Origin of the sequence: Prevotella melaninogenica (genome assembly GCF_018128065.1) — a bacterium.
Taxonomy (GTDB): domain Bacteria; phylum Bacteroidota; class Bacteroidia; order Bacteroidales; family Bacteroidaceae; genus Prevotella.
In genome coordinates, this window is the sequence record NZ_CP072359.1 from 1,075,404 (window position 1) to 1,097,922 (window position 22,519).

At 38.9% G+C, this 22,519-nt stretch carries 9 protein-coding genes, 1 pseudogene and 1 CRISPR repeat array; of the genes and pseudogenes, 5 read left to right on the top strand and 5 right to left on the bottom strand.

The genetic code is table 11. From position 1 onward, the window contains the following. Positions 1-156 precede the first annotated feature (156 nt). Both J5A56_RS04380 and J5A56_RS04385 read right to left on the bottom strand, forming a co-directional pair. Positions 157-3,323, bottom strand: a pseudogene (locus J5A56_RS04380) (hypothetical protein). A gap of 463 nt (positions 3,324-3,786) precedes the next feature. Beyond that, positions 3,787-4,374, bottom strand: coding sequence for a DUF417 family protein (locus J5A56_RS04385; RefSeq protein WP_021671065.1), 588 nt, complete (start codon positions 4,372-4,374; stop codon positions 3,787-3,789). A gap of 640 nt (positions 4,375-5,014) precedes the next feature. Here J5A56_RS04385 and cas9 point away from each other — a divergent pair. The 4 genes from cas9 (at position 5,015) to ltrA (ending at position 12,428) form a co-directional block, all read left to right on the top strand. Next, the gene (gene cas9, locus J5A56_RS04390) at positions 5,015-9,286 is read left to right on the top strand and encodes a type II CRISPR RNA-guided endonuclease Cas9 (protein WP_021671066.1); all 4,272 of its coding nucleotides are present in this window, start codon (positions 5,015-5,017) and stop codon (positions 9,284-9,286) included. Then, positions 9,283-10,209, top strand: a complete 927-nt coding sequence (gene cas1 / locus J5A56_RS04395) for a type II CRISPR-associated endonuclease Cas1 (protein WP_021671067.1) — start codon at positions 9,283-9,285, stop codon at positions 10,207-10,209. The genes cas9 and cas1 overlap by 4 nt, the downstream gene beginning before the upstream one ends. Further along, the gene (gene cas2 / locus J5A56_RS04400) at positions 10,209-10,541 is read left to right on the top strand and encodes a CRISPR-associated endonuclease Cas2 (protein ID WP_009013305.1); all 333 of its coding nucleotides are present in this window, start codon (positions 10,209-10,211) and stop codon (positions 10,539-10,541) included. The genes cas1 and cas2 overlap by 1 nt, the downstream gene beginning before the upstream one ends. A gap of 480 nt (positions 10,542-11,021) precedes the next feature. Beyond that, complete coding sequence (ltrA, locus tag J5A56_RS04405) at positions 11,022-12,428, top strand: group II intron reverse transcriptase/maturase (RefSeq protein ID WP_211815442.1); 1,407 nt, start codon at positions 11,022-11,024, stop codon at positions 12,426-12,428. 167 nt (positions 12,429-12,595) lie between these two features. Next, positions 12,596-16,945: a CRISPR direct-repeat array (repeat unit 47 nt; unit sequence GTTGTACGTGCTAATGCAAAGATACACATTTTGAAGCAATTCACAAC). Between the two features lie 42 nt (positions 16,946-16,987). Here the strand turns inward: ltrA and J5A56_RS04410 are convergent. Next, positions 16,988-18,406, bottom strand: coding sequence for a PepSY-associated TM helix domain-containing protein (locus J5A56_RS04410; protein ID WP_021673232.1), 1,419 nt, complete (start codon positions 18,404-18,406; stop codon positions 16,988-16,990). A 420-nt stretch (positions 18,407-18,826) separates the two neighbouring features. On the opposite strand from J5A56_RS04410, the gene J5A56_RS04415 reads away from it, so the two are divergent. Continuing rightward, positions 18,827-20,707 (top strand): IS1634 family transposase, encoded by a 1,881-nt coding sequence (locus tag J5A56_RS04415; RefSeq protein ID WP_211815443.1) that lies wholly within the window; start codon positions 18,827-18,829, stop codon positions 20,705-20,707. 147 nt (positions 20,708-20,854) lie between these two features. Here the strand turns inward: J5A56_RS04415 and J5A56_RS04420 are convergent, their stop codons facing one another. Further along, complete coding sequence (locus J5A56_RS04420) at positions 20,855-21,475, bottom strand: hypothetical protein (protein ID WP_021673216.1); 621 nt, start codon at positions 21,473-21,475, stop codon at positions 20,855-20,857. A gap of 456 nt (positions 21,476-21,931) precedes the next feature. Next, positions 21,932-22,504, bottom strand: coding sequence for a hypothetical protein (locus tag J5A56_RS04425; RefSeq protein ID WP_021673214.1), 573 nt, complete (start codon positions 22,502-22,504; stop codon positions 21,932-21,934). Positions 22,505-22,519 lie beyond the last annotated feature (15 nt).

A 22,519-nucleotide genomic window follows, 5' to 3' on the forward strand; every position in this document is an offset into this window, starting at 1 on the left:
TTTTAAATTTATAAAATGGTTTAATTAAAATACAATAGTAATAAGTTGCTGCAAAGATAAAAGAAATGTTGTAAAAAAATAGTTGCATCTCGCTTTTTAGATAAAATAAACGGATGCAACTGTTGTTAATGTGTTGATTGTCAATTGTTATACTTATTATGATAGTTTCAATATATAATTGACAATACTTGCTGGATTCTTTTGGCAATAAGCTGTGAGAACAGCATTATTATCTCCAATTTTACTATGATAAAGACGGCTGACAACAGGATTTAAGTTGCCATATATTCCTAACATTCCTGGCAGGAGTGTACGCTTCACGCGTGGCATTGCAAGGAGCAAAATCAGTACACGAACCTGCTGGCTATTGGCTGATGTAAAGTGAAAGATCTCTTTGCACACTTTCTTGTCAGTTGTAGCAAAGCTCTTGAAGAACTGGTCTGATATCTCTGCTATTTGGTCGGTAATGTTGCGAGAAGCCGACTCAATGTCGGCAAAGAGTTTTGAATTAAACTTCTTCATTCGTCGTTCCTCGTTCTCTTGTACGATATTGTCGTGTACAGTTACATATTCTTGCATCAATTCTTGCAGGTTGTTGAGTTGTTTGATTGATTAATACGATTGTCAATCGTCTGTAACAAGCGAAGAAGTACTATACGATCACGATTATCAATGTCTTTTTCTATCAATTGCAATTCATCTGTCAACGCCTTTGTCATCACATCATAGCCTTCTAACTCTTGCAACTGCTTGATACTATTAAAAATATAATTGCGGATAACCTTTAAGCCTTCTGCTGTAAAGATATTCTCATACTGTTTCTTAACAGCAATAAAGTCAGTATAAACTTCAGCTACTGGGCGTTGCTTAGACTCGTTAAGAATATGGTACAGACGCTCTTTCATACCCTCATTCAGCCCTTTCAGCACAAGAGTGTCTTGCGTAGAACGATGGAATTTATTAAGTCGCTCCTTCAATTCTTGGATATGATTGAGCCATACTTCATTCTTTCGACATTGTTCTATGATAATCTCAATATTGTCCGTGTTGCGTGCTTCTTCCGAATCGTGTATCATAGTGTCGCACTCGAAGACTTCAAATTGCTTAATACGAGCTATCTGTTCATTCAGATATTTCACCATCTGAAGTGCTGTGTCACGATTTAGTCGGGCGATACGTGCTGATAGCTGGGCAAATTGTTCATTATTGGCACTTATGCTTTGTGAGCTGATACTTATACGGTCAATCTCATTACTTATGTTATCAAGGATGTTGCACTCACTCTCTGTCAGCTTATCTTTTAAAGTGACTAAAGGTTCCAGCCGCTTGCGAAGGTCGTCTTTACTCCTTTGAAGTTGGCGATAAGTCAATATTCGATGTCTACGATAACTAAAAAAGATTATGCCGAGAATGCAGGCGAGCGTAAAGATGATGATGCCAATAAGTTGCAAACTCGGAACCTTGTCATCAAAGGTAATCCATTTTGCAGCCTCTTCTTTGCCAGGAGTTAACTGCAAAACACCAAGGTCAGAGCCTATATATAAGGAGTTATCAAGTATAAATCCCGCTTGTGCATTGAAGTGGATGTCAGCAAAAAGACTACTACAATCAATCAGTCGGTTGTCTTTGATTTTATACTTGTGGATGCCAGTCTCTGGTATTGTATAGATAGTGCTATCATTGATGCAGAACATTTTGCAACTTCCATCTGTTTGAATAGAGTCAGAACCTTGAATCTGTAGATGGTGGTTGGTGAGGAGAAGTAAGTGAGGATTCTTCTGATTGTATGTTAGCAGACTACTAATAAACACCTTATCCTCCGTTCCTGCAACACGCTTTACCTGTCCGTCCTTCATAATAAACACGCCATGATTAAGTGTGGCAATGTATAAATCAGTCCCGTTTGGCACCTGATGGAAAGCTGTTATATATCTGTTATTCATTGACTTTATGGTATCTGCCTTACCATTTTTAATATCAATGGATAATAGATAGTCTTGCACGCCAAGTAGCATTCTGTCTTGTTGAGACAGAAGAGCCATAGCAGTGATGCGTGTCTTTGGTTGTGCCAATAGCTGTGGACGCTCAAAAAGTTGATTGATAAGGTAATGATTACCAAGACTCAGCTTGAAGAGTTGGTTATTAGCATTATAGTAGTAAATGTCCTCCCCATTAGCACACATCTCCTTTGGTAGCTCATCATTCTCAAAGTCATAAATCTTCGTAGCAACCTGCTCACCAGCATTTTGGCGGAATAACTCACGTTGGTTGTTGACATAGATAAGGTCTTTACCTGATGCACAAGCAGCAATGACAGGAGGATTAGCGTTAAAGAAGCCAAGGTGGTGTGGAATGCGCCATACGGCGTTCTTAGTGAGTAGGGTAGAGAAGCCATTTCCATCGTCAGCAATGGATATCTGATGCGGGTTATCAGGAATATTGTTTCGTAATGGGATGTTTACAAAACGTTCTAAGTTATCTGATAACAAGATACTTGATGAAGTAATAAAGTAGTAGGTTGAACCAGCTTTATAGAAAGATAGTACTGATTGAGGCAGAGGAAAAGTCTTGCTACCGTTTCCGTTAAGTACTTCAATAGTCAACTGATTATCAGACAAGATAAAAAGTTTGCCATCATAGATAGCAACATTACGTATATTCTCCCCTTTATGTCGGACCACCGTCTTCTTTGAATGGAGGTCAATGCTTACAACTCCTGCTTGTGTTGCCGCAAAAAGCCATTTGTTACCAAGATGACAGAGGTTATTTACCAAGAAGGGTTCATAATATTGATTTGTCTTGTTTTTATGGATAGGGTAAAGAGGCTTCAATCCTTGCTGTTGATTATCAAGTTGCATGGAGAAAAGTCCTTGAGAAGTTGCAACAAAGAGTTTGCCGTCAGTTATTTCAATATCATAGGGCGAGTAACGGAGACCTTTGCTCGGAATCTCAAACGTTTCCTTGTGGATGAGGGTGTCACCAGCTATATCCCATAGCTGTAAACCTGCATTACGTGTCGCTATCCATACCTGATTCGTGTGATTAGGGTCGCGCTCAATAGCGTAGATGCGGTCAAGTCCTGTGTAAAAACGTTTTCTATCCTGTCCGTCAACATGCCATATAACACCTGTTTCACCCCCAATCCAATAGCCATTCTTGTCTATCGACAGTGTCGAGAGGCGGTCATCATAATGGAATTCCCGCTCTGATAATGATCGTGAGGTTGTTGTTTCCTTGCAGCTTGTGATGCCAAATAATAGCATCAAACAGAGCCAGCTGAAAAGAAAGCATTTTCTTGTCCTTATGTTATATGTTAGAGTCATTAAATTTTACTTTATCTGCAAAGATAAGGAATTACCCTGAAAAAGTGATATCATTTCTTATATTGTTTCCTGAAAAATAAGCCTTAGAGCGCATTTTATAGACAAATGAAAGACTGTTCAGTATTAGGTGGTTTGATAACCTTTTTCCGCTATGACTCGATCTTTCGTATCATACATAGTGTTATACAGGTTATCTCGAACCACTTAGTCCACCTTTTTATAATGTGCTGACGCTTCGCACATGTTGTGTTAACGCTCCGCACATGTTGTGCGGTTGGTATGCACCAATCTTGTTGATGACTATCTACGCTGTAATATCTTGCTAAAAGGAGAACAATTTTTCGTTACACAGCCAAAAGGAAACGAATTTCCTTAAACTAAGACGTTTACTCCTAAAGTTCTCCTTCCGTTTATGATAAAAGAAAAGGGAATGTATATCTACATCCCCTTTAGTTATAATGGTTTATTTCTTATTCCTTTTCAAGATTCGTTGTGCACAGTCTGCTAATACTACAACGGCTCCTGCTAATATACATACGTCCTTGAGGACCAGTCGACCAGCACCTGTGAGTAACGGGAAGCCGTGTTCGCCGCTACCTAAGTCTGGTACCCATACTTCGGGTGTCGTGACAAGGAAGGATAGTGTTCCAAACATCATCAGTATGACAAGTCCTGAACCAACAAAGCCAACCTTTGGGAACCATATACCTAATAATGTCAGAAAACCAAATGACATAATGGCAATACCTAAGCCACGTGAGAAGGTATAAGTGTTGTTTGCCTTATGCCACTCGTGTTTAACTTTATCAAATTCGCCCTCTTTGAGTTTGTAGTCCTTGTATTCAGGTGCATCTTTTGCATAGAAGAAGCTCATAAATGGACTGTTAGCAACGAAAGGTACAATACCTTCTGCCTCATAGTTCCAAAACTTCAAACCACCAATCCATATGAAGATGATAAAGATAGCTATACGAATTAAATGAATACCTGTACCTTTCATCGATGCTGCGGTGTTAAGAATGAAATCTAATAATAATTTAACTTTGCTCATAATCTGTTTTTTTATTGACTGTTATGTCCTGAATTTATAATTGTATTTGTGAAATCACTTTAGAAAGTTTGTAGATTAAGTTTAGTCTTATCCTATTCCTTTAATCTATTTTCTTATCCTTATGTTCTGATTCGTCGGCAAAGATATATATTTATCTTTAATCCGCAAAGAGTTATATTGTATTTATTTCAATTTAATCCTTATAATCCCCTATTTATGTGGAAAATACCACATTTGTGGTACATCATAAAGCTATTAAAGCCCTTGTTTGTAAATCATTGTTTTCAAAATTAAAAGTTATGCTTTGCTTTATTAATGTGCAAAGATGTTGACTTGAGCCATAATTAGTTTTTGAATAGTGAAAAAGTTGAGACGTTTTCTAAATTTAATAAAATTCTCCACTAATTTGGATATATATAAAAAAATACCTAAGTTTGCATTATAGAACAAGTTAGGTAATGTAAAACAGTAGCTAAAAACCAAAAAGAAGTCTGAGTAGTAAAATTAAAAAGCCCCTACGGTTGTCCGCAGGGTGCAAGAAAAATCTTCGGCTTATAGCCTTGTTGTGAAAAGTCTTTACTGTGTATCTGTTTGCAAATTTACAATTATTTTTTGAATATACAAGCAAAACCATAAAAATATGACACAAAAAGTTTTAGGCTTAGACCTTGGTACTAATTCTATTGGCTCTTCGGTAAGAAATTTGGATCTCTCTGATGATTTGAAAGGGCAATTAGAGTTTTTCTCTTCTGATATTTTCAGAAGTAGCGTTAATAAGGAAAGTAACGGACGTGAATATTCATTAGCCGCACAACGTTCTGCGCATAGCAGGAGCCGTGGGTTGAATGAAGCAAGGCGTCGTAAGTTGTGGGCAACCTTGGATTTACTTATCAAGTACGGTTTTTGTCCGATGTCTCCTGATTCTTTAATGAGATGGCGTACTTATGATAAAAGGAGAGGATTCTTCAGAGAGTACCCTATAGATGATAAGAATTTTAATGCGTGGATACTTTTGGATTTTGATGGTGATGGTAAACCTGATTATTCCAGCCCATATCAGCTACGTCGAGAACTTGTTACACGTCAGTTTGATTTCAATCAGCCTATTGAACGTTATAAATTGGGTCGTGCTTTGTATCATATTGCTCAGCATCGTGGATTTAAGAGTAGTAAGGGTGAGACTCTATCACAGCAGGAAACTAATAGCAAGCAATCACTTACGGATGAAGCTACAGATGTAGCTGGAGAAATGAAAGCCTCGGAGGAGAAACTGTCAAAGGGGCTATCTACCTATATGAAGGAGAATAACCTTTTGACAGTTGGTGCTGCTTTTGCTCAGTTAGAAGATGAAAGGGTGAGAGTACGGAACAATAATGATTATCAAGCAATACGTTCACAATTTCAGCAAGAAATAGAAACCATTTTTAAGTTCCAGCAAGGTTTGTCAGTAGAAAACGAGTTGTATGAACGCCTTGTTAGCGAGAAGAAAAATATTGGTACAATCTTTTATAAACGTCCATTACGCTCACAACGTGGCAATGTGGGTAAATGTACACTTGAACGTACAAAGCCGCGTTGTGCAATTGGTCATCCACTGTTTGAGAAGTTCCGTGCTTGGACACTGATTAATAATATCAAGATTAAAATGCCTGAAGAGGAACAAGCAGAACAACTCCCGATGAAGTTAAGGTTTGAACTTTATAATGACTGCTTTTTAGCATTTGTAAGAGCAGAATTTAAGTTTGAGGATATTCGGAAATATCTTGAGAAGCGTCTGGGTGTTCATTTCTCTTATAATGACAAGACTATTAACTATAAAGACAGTACAAGTGTTGCTGGCTGTCCTATAACAGCTCGGTTCAGAAAACTTTTGGGAGAGGATTGGGAGTCTTTCCATGTTGATGGACAAAAACAGAGACAAGCGCATGGTAAGAATAACGCTTCGTTCCATACAGTTTCTTACACAGTTGATGATATTTGGCACTTCTGTTACGATGCAGAGGAACCTGAAGCGGTATTGTCTTTTGCACAAGATAGTTTAAAGTGGGAGAAGAAGAAAGCAGATGAACTCGTCCGTATCTGGTCAGCAATACCTCAAGGCTATGCAATGTTGAGCCAAAAGGCTATCCGTAATATCAATAAGATGTTGATATTGGGATTGAAATACTCAGATGCAGTGTTACTTGCTAAGGTTCCAGAGATTGTAGATATCTCTGATGAGGATATTTTGTCAGTTACGGAGGATTATCATCGTGTGGAAGCACAGGTTGGGCATGAAAAACAGATTAATAATATTGTTAATGCTCTCATAGCCAAGTATAAATCAACGTCAGAAGAATACCGTTTTGCCGATCATAATTATGATTATCAATTAGATGAGTCTGATGAAAAAGATATAATCAAACAGATTGAGAGTAATATAGGTACAAGGAAGTGGAGTTTGTTGGATGCCGACGAGCAGACTGATATTTTACAGAAAGTCCGAGATAAATATCAGAACTTCTTTAGAAGTCGCGAGCGTAAGTTTGTAGAATCTCCTAAATTAGGGGAGTGCTTTGAAGAGTATCTTATGAAGAAATTCCCGATGATTGAGGGAGAACAATGGAAAAAGTTATATCATCCGTCACAAATCGCTATTTATCGTCCTGTTTCTGCAGGTAAGGATCGCTCTGCTTTAAGACTGGGTAATCCAGATATTGGTGCAATAAAAAATCCTACAGTGTTGAGAGTGCTTAATACTTTGAGAAAGAGAGTAAATCAACTCTTGGATGATGGGGTAATATCTCCGGATGAAACAAGGGTTGTTGTAGAGACAGCACGTGAATTGAATGATGCTAATAGAAAGTGGGCATTGGATACTTACAACAGAATCCGTCACGATGAAAACGAGAAGATAAAGAAGATTCTTGAAGAGTTTTACCCGAAACGTCGTGATACTATAAGTACAGATGATATAGATAAGGCACGGTATGTGATAGATCAACGTGAAATAGACTATTTCACAGAATCGAAGACCTATAATAAGGATATAAAGAAGTACAAATTTTGGTTGGAGCAGGGAGGACAGTGTATGTATACTGGTCGTACCATAAACCTATCAAATCTTTTTGATCCAAATGCTTTTGATATTGAGCATACCATCCCAGAGAGTCTCAGTTTTGACAGTTCGGATATGAATCAGACTTTGTGTGATGCTCATTACAACCGTTTCATAAAGAAAAACCATATTCCTGCAGATATGCCGAATTATGATAAGGCTGTTATTATAGATGGTAAAGAGTATCCTGCGATAACATCTCAACTACAGCGTTGGGTTGACAGGGTTGAACGTCTTAATCGTAATGTAGAATATTGGAAAGGGCAGGCAAGACGGGCTCAGAACAAAGATCGCAAAGATCAATGTATGCGTGAGATTCACCTGTGGAGTATGGAATTGGAATATTGGAAGAAGAAACTGGAGCGCTTCACAGTTACTGAGGTTACAGACGGATTTAAGAACAGTCAGCTTGTTGATACACGAGTTATAACTCGTCATGCAGTTTTATATCTGAAGAGCATATTCCCACATGTAGATGTGCAGAGAGGAGATGTAACTGCTAAATTTAGAAAGATACTTGGTATACAAAGTGTAGATGAAAAGAAGGATCGTAGTTTACATTCCCATCATGCTATAGATGCTACAACTCTGACAATAATCCCAAGTTCTGCAAAGAGAGAGCGTATGCTGGAGTTGTTTGCTAAGATAGAAGAGGTTAATAAGATGTTATCTTTCTCAGGAAATGAGGATAGGACAGGACTGAAACAAGAACTTGATGGCTTGAGAATTCAGCTTAATAAAGAAGTTACGGCTTGTAGGATAGGACATAATGTTTCGGAAATTGGTACGTTTATAAATGATAATATTATTATTAATCACCATATTAAGAACCAAGCTCTTACACCAGTTCGTCGCCGGTTGAGAAAGAAGGGACATATAGTTGGAGGAGTGGATAATCCTCGATGGCAGACTGGTGATGCCTTGCGAGGTGAAATCCATAAGGCAAGTTATTATGGTGCGATAACACAGTTTGCAAAGGATAAAGAAGGGAAAGTTTTGATGAAAGAGGGACGTCCTCAAATTAATCCTACGATTAAATTTGTAATACGTAGAGAATTAAAGTATAAGAAATCTGCTGCAGACAGTGGCTTTGCTTCATGGGATGATCTTGGAAAAACCATTGTTGATAAGGAACTTTTTGCTTTGATGAAAGGGCAATTCCCAAAAGAAACATCTTTCAAGGATGCTTGTGAGCAGGGAATCTATATGATAAAGAAAGGAAAGAATGGTGAGGATGATAAAAAGTTGTACAGAATAAGGCATATAAGATGTAATACTGTGCAGAAAAATGCTTTGAAGATAAAAGAGCAAACCTATAAATCCGAGAAAGAATATAAGCGTTATTTCTATGCTGCAGTCGGCGATTTGTATGCAATGTGTTGTTATACAAATGGTAAGATTCGTGAGTTTAAAATATATAGCTTGTATGATGTTTCTTGTCATCGTAAATCTGATATAGAGGATATTCCAGAGTTTATCACCGATAAGAAAGGTAATCGACTTATGCTTGATTATAAGTTGCACGCTGGCGATATGATATTGCTTTATAAGGATAATCCAGAAGAATTGTATGATTTAGATAATGTGAAATTGAGTAAATTATTATATAAGATAAATGGGTTTGAAAATGACGGTTTACGTATTAGGATGGTAAATCATTTAGTTGTAAAAGAGGCTATGGGAGAATCTGTAAAAGATTATACGAAGTTGCCTGATATCATTCGCTGTGGTGTTAAAACAATAAAGTTTCTTATTATGGGCGAGAATCGTGACTTTGTTATTAAGAACGGTAAGATTAATCTTAATCATCGATGATAAAGAAAACCTTATATTTTGGGAATCCTGCTTATCTCTCACTTCGTAATGGGCAGTTGGTTATCCGACTTCCAGAAGTAGAGAAAGCAGAGCTTCCTGATATCGTAAAACAAGAGACTGTTAGAACGGTTCCTATAGAAGATATTGGTGTTGTGGTATTGGATAATAAGCAGATAACCATTACACAAGGTGCTTTAGCAGAGTTAGTAGCCAACTCTGCTGCAGTAATAACCTGTGATAGTAAATGTATGCCTACGGGAATGTTACTTCCTCTTTCTGGTAATACATTGCATCAGGAGCGTTTTCGTAATCAGATAGAAGCTGCAATTCCATTGCGTAAACAACTGTGGCAACAAACGGTAAAAGCTAAGATAGAGAATCAAGCATATTGTTTACAGAAGAACACTTCTAAATCATTTGTTCCGCTCCATGTCCTTGCTCGTAAAGTTAGGAGTGATGATGCTGATAACCACGAAGCGCAGGCTGCAGCCTATTACTGGAAGAATATCTTCTTTGAAGGTTTCACGAGAGACAAGGAAGGTGTTCCACCTAACAATCTGTTGAATTATGGGTATGCAATTCTTCGTGCTGTGATAGCTCGAGCGTTGGTGGGGAGCGGACTATTACCTGTTTATGGTATTCATCATCATAATCGTTATAATGCTTATTGTTTAGCAGATGATATTATGGAACCTTATCGTCCGTTTGTGGATGACCTTGTCATTTCAACAATGAAAAAGATGGAGGTTTCAGATGATTTGACAGTAGAATTAAAGCGGGAGATGTTGTCAATACCAGTTCTTGATGTTAGTATAGGTGGTAAGCGTAGCCCATTGATGATTGCTGCAGGCTTAACAGCTGCAAGTCTTGCAAAGTGTTACAATGGAGATGCTCGTGAAATCTCTTATCCTTCTTTTATTTGATGCAGCGTCTTAGTGAGTATAGGGTTATGTGGGTGATGGTCTTTTTCGATCTTCCAACGAATACAAACAAGGAAAAGCGTGCTTATACTATTTTCCGAAAAGATTTGATGAAAGATGGTTTTACTATGTTTCAATTATCAATCTATGTTCGTCATTGCGCAAGCAGAGAAAATGCAGATGTTCATGTGAAGCGTGTAAAATCGTTTATGCCTAATTCTGGTAATGTCTGTATTATGGTCATCACTGATAAACAATTTGGTGAGATAGAACTTTTTCGTGGAACTCAGCCACAAGAGCCTAATGCTCCAGGACAGCAACTAGAATTATTCTAAAAAAGAGTCCCATCATTGTGATAGGACTCTTTTGTGTACGCTCGGCATGAGCATTGTCTAACGGGTGTAAGTCCCGAGTAAGCCCTAATAGCGGGAATTACATAGCCAACGGCAAGGGTGTTCATCGTGAGGTGAAATCTGAAGGAAGCCGGCGGCAAACATCTGACCTAACGTACAGAAACTTCATATAAGGCATATGACTGTGGATGAGATTGCTCAACAAATCAAAGTCCCATAGCTATTCGGAACGGTTGGTGGAGTTTCCTTGAGCGAAGCGAAAAAATGAAGTAGGTATAAGATGGAAAGACAATGCCCTTATTCGAGGAGGTCTCACGGACGTGACGATTAGTTGTCTTTACAAAAGTTGCGGAGCAAAACTTGCCGTGAGAAGTCAGCAGATGCCATAGTAGTGTAGCGGTCGGTAACGCTTCACGAAGGGCAGAACCTAATAATTAAGCGATAGTAATTGAAAGTTACCGTATGAAGGAACGAATGCAGAAAACATCAGCTTATGCTAATGACTGCCCCCAGAGAGATAGGACGGAATCCGAATGGTATGGGGGAGTGCAGACTTTCATGTGGATATCCGAAGACAACATCGTGGAAGTTCCATTCGACAAGGAGCACTTGTTGGAGTTAATCCTCAGTCCCGAGAACCTGAACCGAGCCTATAAGGCAGTTGTGGGGAACAAGGGTAAGGGTGGTATCGACAAGATGTCATGCGCGCAGCTACTACCATGGCTCTTGACCCATAAGGATGAACTTCTATGCTCCTTGTTTGACGGTACATACCGTCCCAATCCTGTCCGCCGGGTAGAGATACCCAAGGACAATGGCAAGATGCGCCTGCTGGGCATACCCACTGTGGTTGACCGCATGGTGCAGCAAGCCATCAACCAAGTGCTAACCCAAATCTATGAGCCTCATTTTTCCAAGCGGAGCTTCGGCTTTTGCCCGACCAGAGGATGCCACAACGCACTGCGAGAAGTGCAGAAGACGGTTGATGATGGCTATACATATGTAGTTGACCTCGACCTCGAACGCTTCTTCGACACAGTTAACCACGGCAAACTCATAGAGATACTCAGCCGTACGATAAAGGATGGCAGAGTGGTTAGCCTTATACACAAATATCTGCGCAGCGGTGTGATAGCCAAAGGTCTTTGGCACGCGAGCGAGGAGGGAACTCCGCAAGGCGGTCCTCTAAGTCCACTTTTGAGCAACATCATGCTCAACGAGTTGGACAAGGAACTCGCACGTAGAGGTCACCCCTTTGTCCGCTATGCCGATGATGCGATGATATTCTGTAAGTCCAAGAGGGCTGCAGAACGTGTAAGGTCGTCCATAACCAAGTTTATTGATGGAAAACTCTTCCTTAAGGTGAACAAGGAAAAGACGGTCGTTTCGTATATCAAGGGTGTGAAGTACCTCGGCTACTCCTTTTATGTACACAGAGGTAAATGCCAACTCACGGTACACTCCAAATCTAAGTCGAAGATGAAGTCATCCCTCAAAGAGTTGACAAGTCGTAGCAATGGTTGGGGATATGTGAAGAGAAAGCAGAAACTGAGAAAGTATATTGTGGGATGGGTAGGTTACTACCACCTTGCCAATATGAAACGGTTTTGCCTTGAAACCGACGAATGGCTAAGGCGACGCATACGCATGTGCATATGGAAAGCTTGGAAGAAGCCAAAGACGAAAGTTGTCAATCTCATTAGGTGCGGAATTGCCAAGTGGCAAGCCTACCAATGGGGGAACACTCGCCTGGCTTATTGGCGCATAGCAGGCAGTCCCATCTTGAGTATAGCCATGTCAAACGACCGGCTACGCAAGCAGGGTTATGTCTGCTTATTGGATGCCTATCTCGGATGGAACCCAAAATAGGAACCGCCGTATGCTGAACGGCATGTACGGTGGTGTGAGAGGTCGGTAAACGTGAAAATAGGAGATAAATACCTTTGATTAGCGTTTACCTCCTACTCGATTTTGCATTTTTTTATTTGTACAAAAGCCTTGTTACTTGCTGTAGTACAGGTAAATATGGCTTTGCGGTTGTACGTGCTAATGCAAAGATACACATTTTGAAGCAATTCACAACGTATATGAGTACCTTAAAGTTCACTTTGGTGTTGTACGTGCTAATGCAAAGATACACATTTTGAAGCAATTCACAACTCTCCAAAGTGTTGTAAGTGAACTCTTTTCGTTGTACGTGCTAATGCAAAGATACACATTTTGAAGCAATTCACAACTCATCTACTACTATATACCAATCATTAGGAGTTGTACGTGCTAATGCAAAGATACACATTTTGAAGCAATTCACAACATCGTGTATACTGGTCAGACTTCTGCTCATGTTGTACGTGCTAATGCAAAGATACACATTTTGAAGCAATTCACAACAGATGTCCGTGATGCTCTTATCAATGCTCCGTTGTACGTGCTAATGCAAAGATACACATTTTGAAGCAATTCACAACAATGTTGTTAATCGTGGTAATGTTATCATGGTTGTACGTGCTAATGCAAAGATACACATTTTGAAGCAATTCACAACAGGCGTTAGCCTTACTCCGACATTGATACAGTTGTACGTGCTAATGCAAAGATACACATTTTGAAGCAATTCACAACAACTTAAACCTCTTGCTATCTCATTCGACAGTTGTACGTGCTAATGCAAAGATACACATTTTGAAGCAATTCACAACCACGTGCCTTTAACGTTCCCGACCCTAACTGTTGTACGTGCTAATGCAAAGATACACATTTTGAAGCAATTCACAACTCCGTATGCTAATACTACTATTGGTGTCTCTGTTGTACGTGCTAATGCAAAGATACACATTTTGAAGCAATTCACAACAAAGGGTATTTAATACCAAACCATTTGGAAGTTGTACGTGCTAATGCAAAGATACACATTTTGAAGCAATTCACAACGAGTTTCCTATCGTTGTGGCTGACCCAGATGTTGTACGTGCTAATGCAAAGATACACATTTTGAAGCAATTCACAACAAAGAACTGCTTATTCTTATGAAATTGAAAGTTGTACGTGCTAATGCAAAGATACACATTTTGAAGCAATTCACAACGCAAAGTGCAGGACTGTCTACTTCGATGCTGTTGTACGTGCTAATGCAAAGATACACATTTTGAAGCAATTCACAACGTCTACGATGTGAGTAACGCCACCGTTAAGGTTGTACGTGCTAATGCAAAGATACACATTTTGAAGCAATTCACAACGCATTGTTAGTGCAAAAATCTGTCAACTGGGTTGTACGTGCTAATGCAAAGATACACATTTTGAAGCAATTCACAACAATGCAAGTCGAGGAGTACACAGAAGATTAGTTGTACGTGCTAATGCAAAGATACACATTTTGAAGCAATTCACAACATTTACCCAACTCATTGTCACCCGTAATAAGTTGTACGTGCTAATGCAAAGATACACATTTTGAAGCAATTCACAACCAACTCAAAAGCACCGCTTTCGTTATTCTGTTGTACGTGCTAATGCAAAGATACACATTTTGAAGCAATTCACAACACCGCAAAAAAGGGAGCGTGTGTTCTTTAGTTGTACGTGCTAATGCAAAGATACACATTTTGAAGCAATTCACAACTCTTCAAAGCGTTGTTAGTGAACTGTTTTGTTGTACGTGCTAATGCAAAGATACACATTTTGAAGCAATTCACAACTTCATCTCCTGCTGGTCTTTCTGATGATGAGTTGTACGTGCTAATGCAAAGATACACATTTTGAAGCAATTCACAACTGAGGTCTGCTTCGCTTATCCTTGCAAAAGTTGTACGTGCTAATGCAAAGATACACATTTTGAAGCAATTCACAACATTGCTGGTGCTATTAAGACTACTGAAGAGGTTGTACGTGCTAATGCAAAGATACACATTTTGAAGCAATTCACAACATGCAAGCATCTAATGTTCTTGCGCAATTTGTTGTACGTGCTAATGCAAAGATACACATTTTGAAGCAATTCACAACTGCCCCCATAACGACAGTACCTTAATGTATGTTGTACGTGCTAATGCAAAGATACACATTTTGAAGCAATTCACAACCAATTCAATAAGATGAGTGCTGAAACTAATGTTGTACGTGCTAATGCAAAGATACACATTTTGAAGCAATTCACAACGGTTATCGTGTTGCAGGTCGCTTGGGTTGGGTTGTACGTGCTAATGCAAAGATACACATTTTGAAGCAATTCACAACCAAGTTCATTTCTATATCAATCCTGGACTTGTTGTACGTGCTAATGCAAAGATACACATTTTGAAGCAATTCACAACCTATATAAGGTTATCTGATTTGTCTGTTTTGTTGTACGTGCTAATGCAAAGATACACATTTTGAAGCAATTCACAACCAATTTAATAAAATGAGTGCTGAAACTAAGTTGTACGTGCTAATGCAAAGATACACATTTTGAAGCAATTCACAACAATAGCGTCATTCATGGATAGCTTGCATCTGTTGTACGTGCTAATGCAAAGATACACATTTTGAAGCAATTCACAACGTTCCCACTTACTCTAAGCTAAAGTACAAGGTTGTACGTGCTAATGCAAAGATACACATTTTGAAGCAATTCACAACCCATACGAAAAGGCGAAACTTCGTCACGCCGTTGTACGTGCTAATGCAAAGATACACATTTTGAAGCAATTCACAACAGTTGAAACCTCTTTCTATATCATTCGACGTTGTACGTGCTAATGCAAAGATACACATTTTGAAGCAATTCACAACGTAATCGTGTCGGTTCTATACTTCCTATTAGTTGTACGTGCTAATGCAAAGATACACATTTTGAAGCAATTCACAACGGGCGACAATGATGATAACTTCACTATTCAGTTGTACGTGCTAATGCAAAGATACACATTTTGAAGCAATTCACAACAGCCTGCAAACGCTTCATTTCTTCATAGATGTTGTACGTGCTAATGCAAAGATACACATTTTGAAGCAATTCACAACCCCATTTTTGAAGCGTCGAGGAGGAAATGTGTTGTACGTGCTAATGCAAAGATACACATTTTGAAGCAATTCACAACCCAAAGGGTGGGAGTACTTCAAAACTGAAGTTGTACGTGCTAATGCAAAGATACACATTTTGAAGCAATTCACAACTATGTCAGACTTGGAAGTCGAGGAACTCAAGTTGTACGTGCTAATGCAAAGATACACATTTTGAAGCAATTCACAACGGGAAACCCCCGCCCCCAAAATTAAAGATAGTTGTACGTGCTAATGCAAAGATACACATTTTGAAGCAATTCACAACGCAAGAGATTACGGGTGAAATCTTGCAAAAGTTGTACGTGCTAATGCAAAGATACACATTTTGAAGCAATTCACAACAGCCGAAGCAGAGAAACGAGCCGAAGCAGAGTTGTACGTGCTAATGCAAAGATACACATTTTGAAGCAATTCACAACTTTGCCCCGCCTAATAAAGCAAACGTATGAGTTGTACGTGCTAATGCAAAGATACACATTTTGAAGCAATTCACAACGGCAGCAGCAGAGCAATTTTTTAAGGACAAGTTGTACGTGCTAATGCAAAGATACACATTTTGAAGCAATTCACAACTATACACTATGCAGACGAGTTGAAAAAAGAGTTGTACGTGCTAATGCAAAGATACACATTTTGAAGCAATTCACAACTTGTACTATGAGTTTACGAATATAGCCTTGTTGTACGTGCTAATGCAAAGATACACATTTTGAAGCAATTCACAACTTATCCAGATGGGAAGTAAGAAGATACGTGGTTGTACGTGCTAATGCAAAGATACACATTTTGAAGCAATTCACAACAATGTACTCGGTGGTATTTCTTATATTGCGTTGTACGTGCTAATGCAAAGATACACATTTTGAAGCAATTCACAACTCGTGGTGGTATTGGTAGCGGATACAGCGGTTGTACGTGCTAATGCAAAGATACACATTTTGAAGCAATTCACAACTCTTCAGCTGTATCTACTGCTGCTAATTATGTTGTACATGCTAATGCAAAGATACACATTTTGAAGCAATTCACAACAAACGGTCAGAGATGATAGTCGCAATGTATGTTGTACGTGCTAATGCAAAGATACACATTTTGAAGCAATTCACAACAAATTAAAGGTATTATTGCTGGTGCTATTAGTTGTACGTGCTAATGCAAAGATACACATTTTGAAGCAATTCACAACAGCAGGGATGTCACACTTGAAAACAAAAGAGTTGTACATGCTAATGCAAAGATACACATTTTGAAGCAATTCACAACTCTTCAGCTGTATCTACTGCTGCTAATTATGTTGTACATGCTAATGCAAAGATACACATTTTGAAGCAATTCACAACGTGCTTGCGGTTAGAATCATATAGCAAATGGTTGTACGACTTTTATGCCTTCTTACCAGACACGAGGGTGAAGATAATGAGGATGCCAACGATGAAAATGAAGAGGAAGGAGCCTAATGCACCTGCATAGATTCTACCCGTGTGTACCTCTAAAGCAAGACTCCAAAGCGACATGGGCTTATCTTTCAATTCTTCTGGTTGTGTGGCGAAGGACGAACCTTGAAAATAGGTTGCTATACACTCCTTGTTTGTGAAGTCAGAACTGTAGCCAGAGATTGTCTGTTCATCTGGAGCTGTGCCTGGTATGTTAGGAGTAGACCCCATTGAATCGTTGTAGTAAAGCACTACGTTGTTCTTTCGGTCCCAATAGAATAGTCCATCGAAAGAGCCTACTATCCATGATTTGTTACTTGCATAGTGCCAGACATTTTGCCCCATAACACTAACGGGAGGTGCTGTCGTTACTGGTGTTGGCTTTGCCGAGAGAGTCTTAAGCGAGTAGAAACCTTCTGATGTTGAGATAAGCCAGTCGTGGGCTTGCTCATCATACCGAATCATTCTTAGTTTATCATTCCAAGGATTATCATTATCTAAGGTCGTACCAGGTAATGGTTTTGTACTGTTCGTGGCAAGGAGAATCATGAGTGGGGGACGTAAGGCCCATCCCGTTATTGCGATAAACAGTGTCAATGCAAATGTGTAATACCCAATCTTCGTATGCCAAACGATCATTGATACTGTTTTGCGACGAACCCAATACCATATACCTGTCAAACAAAGGATAATTAAGACGATTCCAATTCCGTCTACAATAAGTTTCCCTACAATTCCAAACAGCGCGCCACTATGCAATAACCATATTTGTCGGAACAGTGACACCTTCCCTTCATTACCCTCACCAGCTTGTAATGTGAGACAAGTAAACTTCTTATAAGGGGCTGTAGCATAGTAGAGGTGGGAGCGAGAAAGGACAATCAGCGTATCACCATGGGTAGTGATGTCTGTTAGTAGTTCGTCATCCTCTTGCTTGGGTAAGTCTACTTTTTGCCATAATGTATTCTTTCCCAGTTTATATAATTCCATGACGCTAACCGCAAAGAGAACATTTTGTGGTGTCTTAGCCATTCCTCGCATCTGTCGATAGTCAGCACCAGTAGGTAGACCTTGGTTGTATTCTGTGAAGTGAGAAGCAGTTGTATCAGTTTGAATGATACCTGCTGCACCATATATGAACACTTTATCTACGTTTTTATTATCTTTGTAGCGTAGTGTTCCACGTAGTAGTCCATTGTTCCATTGGTTGAATTCGTATTGTCCAGGCAATACGCCACGGCTTATATTAATGTTGGCAAAGAGTTGTCGATGATTGAGAACAATACCAGAAAGACAGAACATCACTAAGAAGAATGTTATGATGATTCCAATCCATTTATGATATTTACGCCATGTTTTACGCTTCATATTTTTGTTGTTTGTGTTATGTTGTTTTTACTCAGTTTTAAAAAGAGAGTACAAACTTACACAAAAAAGTTGTATTTCGGGACTTTTTGAATCACATTTTTAAGTTTATAAGTAGATGACTGACGCAAGTTGTATTTTTTGTCACAAGTAACTTATTTAATTCTCCACTTGTTCGTGAGAAACGTGAAACTAATCTCTCACAGATAGTACAAAGGAGTAGATTTATGTGAGACTAAGTTTAAACCACAAAAACCTAACCCAAGTTTAACTGGCAAAAATATTTTTCATAAATATTCGGGATGTTTTGTGTAGTATCAATTTTATAAATGATTGATAATCAAGCATAGGGTATTGTAACGAGGAGTAAAATCCGAATTGTAGGACACCGTCATATCAAAATTATTTTGTTACTTTGCACTCATGCACGCAAATGTACAGACACGATTCAACCCTGCAACAGGCGACATGGCTCCTTATTATCGCATCAAGGAGTCATATCGTGACGTGCAGGGTCATGTACATTCGCTAATTTTGTTGAACATCGGTTTTGAACCTTCACTTACTGCCGTACAGGTTCGAAAAATTGCATACGCACTTACCGAACGCTTCAAAAACAGAAGTACACCCTCGCTTTTCAAGGAACATCTTGACGGACTTACTCCTATTGAACAGGCAAAGGCTGACGAATGGTGGAGCCGTATGGAGAAAGAAGGTGGAATCGATAGGTTTAACAAGGAAGAGCAGAAGTCGCTGAGAAAATATGAGAACTACGTTGACCTTGAGACGGCAAAATATACTGACGCAAGGAATGTCGGTGCTGAGTGGCTCTGCAAGCAGACGATAGACAAGCTGCAATTAGAGGGTTTCCTGCGCAGAAATGGCTGGACGGAGAATACGATACACACGGCTTTGTCAGCATTGATAGTTCGCACAGTATATGCAGTTTCTGAACGTTCGTCTTATTATTATTTGCGCGATAACTCAGCTGCTGGTGAACTTTATAGTGGAGTTCCTGGCTGGACACCAGGAATCAATTCTCTGTATAAAGTCACTGACAAATTATATGAACTAAAGGAACAGTTAGAGCGTCATCTGTGCAACGTTACTGACGACCTCTTTAAGATAGACAACAAGTTGATGCTCTTCGACTTAACCAACTTCTATTTCGAGGGCAGCAAGCGTAACAGCAACAAGGCCAAGTTCGGCCGGTCAAAAGAAAAACGCTCTGACTGTAAGCTACTTGTACTTGCACTATGTATCAATAAAGAAGGTTTTATACGTTATTCTTCTATCTTGGAGGGTAATACAGCAGACCCCAAGTCTCTGCCCGATATGATTGACACGCTGGCAAAGAGGAAGCCATCACGGACAAAGGATACGCTCGTTGTCATGGATGCAGGTGTTGCCACGGAAGAGAACTTGGAGCTGATTAAAAGAAAAGGTTACAATTATCTCTGCGTATCTCGTACGAAAATGAAGGACTATACGCTCAGTGATGATAATAGGAGTGTTACGGTAATGGATGCCCGTCGGCAGAAGATAACGCTGAAAGAGGTTAAGACAGAGGATGACAAGGATTATTATCTCGAAATAACATCTCCTTCGAAAGCTATGACAGAGTCGTCCATGAACAGGGTCTGGAGAGAGCGTTTTGAGATGGAACTGCAGAGAATAAACGATGGAATCTCCAAGAAAGGTGGAACGAAAACCTATGAAAAGGTTGTTGAACGTACAGAACGTGCCATACAGAAGTACCCATCTATAGCGAAGTTCTATCAGATAAGCTACATAAAAGATGAGAAGAAACCCAAGCAGATGCTGCGCATAGACTGGGAGATAAAAGACCTCTCCGCAATGGAATCTGGTCACGGAGTATACTTCCTCCGCAGCAATGTCAGGACACTTGATGAGCGCATGACATGGGAATACTACAATCTCATTCGTGAGATAGAATGCATGAACAGGCAACTAAAGAATGACCTCAACCTCCGTCCTATCTATCATCAGAAAGATGAGAGAAGCGACGCACACCTCTTCTTCGGTTTATTAGCCTATTGGGTGGTAAACACCATCCGTTGTCAATTAAAACGAGAAGGAGAAACCTGTTACTGGACCGAGATTGTACGACGTATGAGCACCCAAAAGCTCGTCACAACAAAAGGGAAGAATCCATTAGGTGAAACTATCGAGATGCGCCAATGTAGTAGTCCTTCGAAGCAAGCAAAACAGATATACGATAAGTTGAACTTAAAACACTCACCATACAAAAAGAATAAAATTTGTAGGACACAGAGCCCATAAGAAAAACGAGGAAAGTACGGTCACTGCAAGAAATAGGCGAATGTGGGGGTTAAACTTGGGCTAAGGGGCGAAAAGTATATAGGACTTATCAATAAAAAGAAGAGGAACACATTTAAATATGCTCCTCTTTAATCTTTATCTTTTACATTAATTCTTTACTGGCTTATAGAAAATATACTTCTCTAAAACAACGCCTTTGAGAGGGAAAGTGTTGAAGTCTGTTTCTTTGAACTCCAAAGTGTAGCCATCGTTTCTCATTACTTCAATTTTACGAGTCACATTTCCAAAGTTTAAGGTTAGCATACCTTCTAATGTATAGGTATATTCACCTTTAGCTTCTAATATCCAATTACCTTCAGCATCCTTTTTTAATAACTGTATATGAGAACGATCCAAGATGTAAAAGTGGTGTTCCTTATCCCCTAAATCAGTTGCATTATAGTTTAGGTTTTGCAGTAAATTAAAGTCTTTGCCTGTATTAGGATCAATAGGAATCCATCTTCCATCCTTTGCATTTACACGGAAGTTTACCGTATATGTTTTTTTTGTATCAGGATTTCTAACAATAGCATAACTACCATTAGTAGTTGCAGCCCATTCTCCTACTGGCATATGAAGTTCTGATAATTTCTCATCTACATGGAAACCACCATTGTTCTTGCCGTTGTCGTTATTGTCATCATTTTTACTACAACCTGTAAAGGCTACTACTCCGAATAACATTAAACCAGCCCATAAGGCAGATTCTAAGTTAAACAATCTTTTCATAATTTGTTTTTTTTATTAGTAAAACATAAGGGTTTTGAATTTCAAATTACGTTTTTATTACATTCTTTCGTCATCTTTTTTTACGTCACAAGACCAGTCTTTCAAATGGTTATATCTTATTCTATGATTTCTTTTCGTGAAAATAAATATTTTTTTTTCATGAAAATAATTGTTTTTTTCATGAGAAGAAATATTTTTTTTCATGAAGATAATTCTCCAAAGATTCTTTGTCGGTATGAAAGTGACGATTTAGTGCTTATTTCTCATTCGCTGAACCCATCTTAATTTATATGTAACAAAGATAGGAAAAAACGATGAAATAGGGTGATCCTGCAATTTAATTTTAAGTGATTTTGTCTATAATTTCTAAAAATGAAATCCCAATTAACAGAGCTTTACGTAGGGTTAGGCTATTGTTAATTGGGGTAAATATTATAAGTTTGAAATTGTTATGTCTTACTTCCTTGTTACACGAACATATCTCATCACTTTCTTAACAACTACTCTTCGCAAGTCGCTGTCATTGAATTTAGTTTGAGTAAGCTCGAACTCATTGTTATTTATGAATCTAATCTGAAGATACTTGTGCATCTTACTATCTATCTTCATGAAGAAACCATTATGACGGAAACCATAGACACCTTCATCATCATCACGCTTCCATCTGCCGTTGTCTTCTTTTTCTATTACACTCATCGTGCCATCATGATAGAAGTCGAAACGATGCAGCTCATCATCAAGATTATCATCATCATGACCTACAAGTGTTCGTAGATTTACTCTTTCGCCTGTTTTAAAATCAACTGGGAGAAACTTGTAATCGTCATATCTGTCGATGATGAAGCCCACCTTGTATTCTTTGTGTGTTCTTGGATTACGAACAATGGCATAACTTCCCTTGTTGGTCAGTTCCCAAGTCCCAACAATCTTTGTATTGTTGGTTGGTGTAGCTGCTATTACATTATTATTGTTGTTTACTTCATTGTTTGCAGCAATTGAACTGGAAAATGTAAACAGTCCATTTAGCATTAAGCTTGCGCATAA

Coding starts and splice junctions, on each gene's coding strand:
- J5A56_RS04410 (WP_021673232.1), bottom strand. CDS start 18,406: ATGAAGCGTAAAACATGGCGTAAATATCATAAATGGATTGGAATCATC.
- J5A56_RS04425 (WP_021673214.1), bottom strand. CDS start 22,504: ATGCTAAATGGACTGTTTACATTTTCCAGTTCAATTGCTGCAAACAAT.
- cas1 (WP_021671067.1), top strand. CDS start 9,283: ATGATAAAGAAAACCTTATATTTTGGGAATCCTGCTTATCTCTCACTT.
- cas2 (WP_009013305.1), top strand. CDS start 10,209: ATGCAGCGTCTTAGTGAGTATAGGGTTATGTGGGTGATGGTCTTTTTC.
- ltrA (WP_211815442.1), top strand. CDS start 11,022: ATGAAGGAACGAATGCAGAAAACATCAGCTTATGCTAATGACTGCCCC.
- J5A56_RS04415 (WP_211815443.1), top strand. CDS start 18,827: ATGCACGCAAATGTACAGACACGATTCAACCCTGCAACAGGCGACATG.
- J5A56_RS04420 (WP_021673216.1), bottom strand. CDS start 21,475: ATGAAAAGATTGTTTAACTTAGAATCTGCCTTATGGGCTGGTTTAATG.
- J5A56_RS04385 (WP_021671065.1), bottom strand. CDS start 4,374: ATGAGCAAAGTTAAATTATTATTAGATTTCATTCTTAACACCGCAGCA.
- cas9 (WP_021671066.1), top strand. CDS start 5,015: ATGACACAAAAAGTTTTAGGCTTAGACCTTGGTACTAATTCTATTGGC.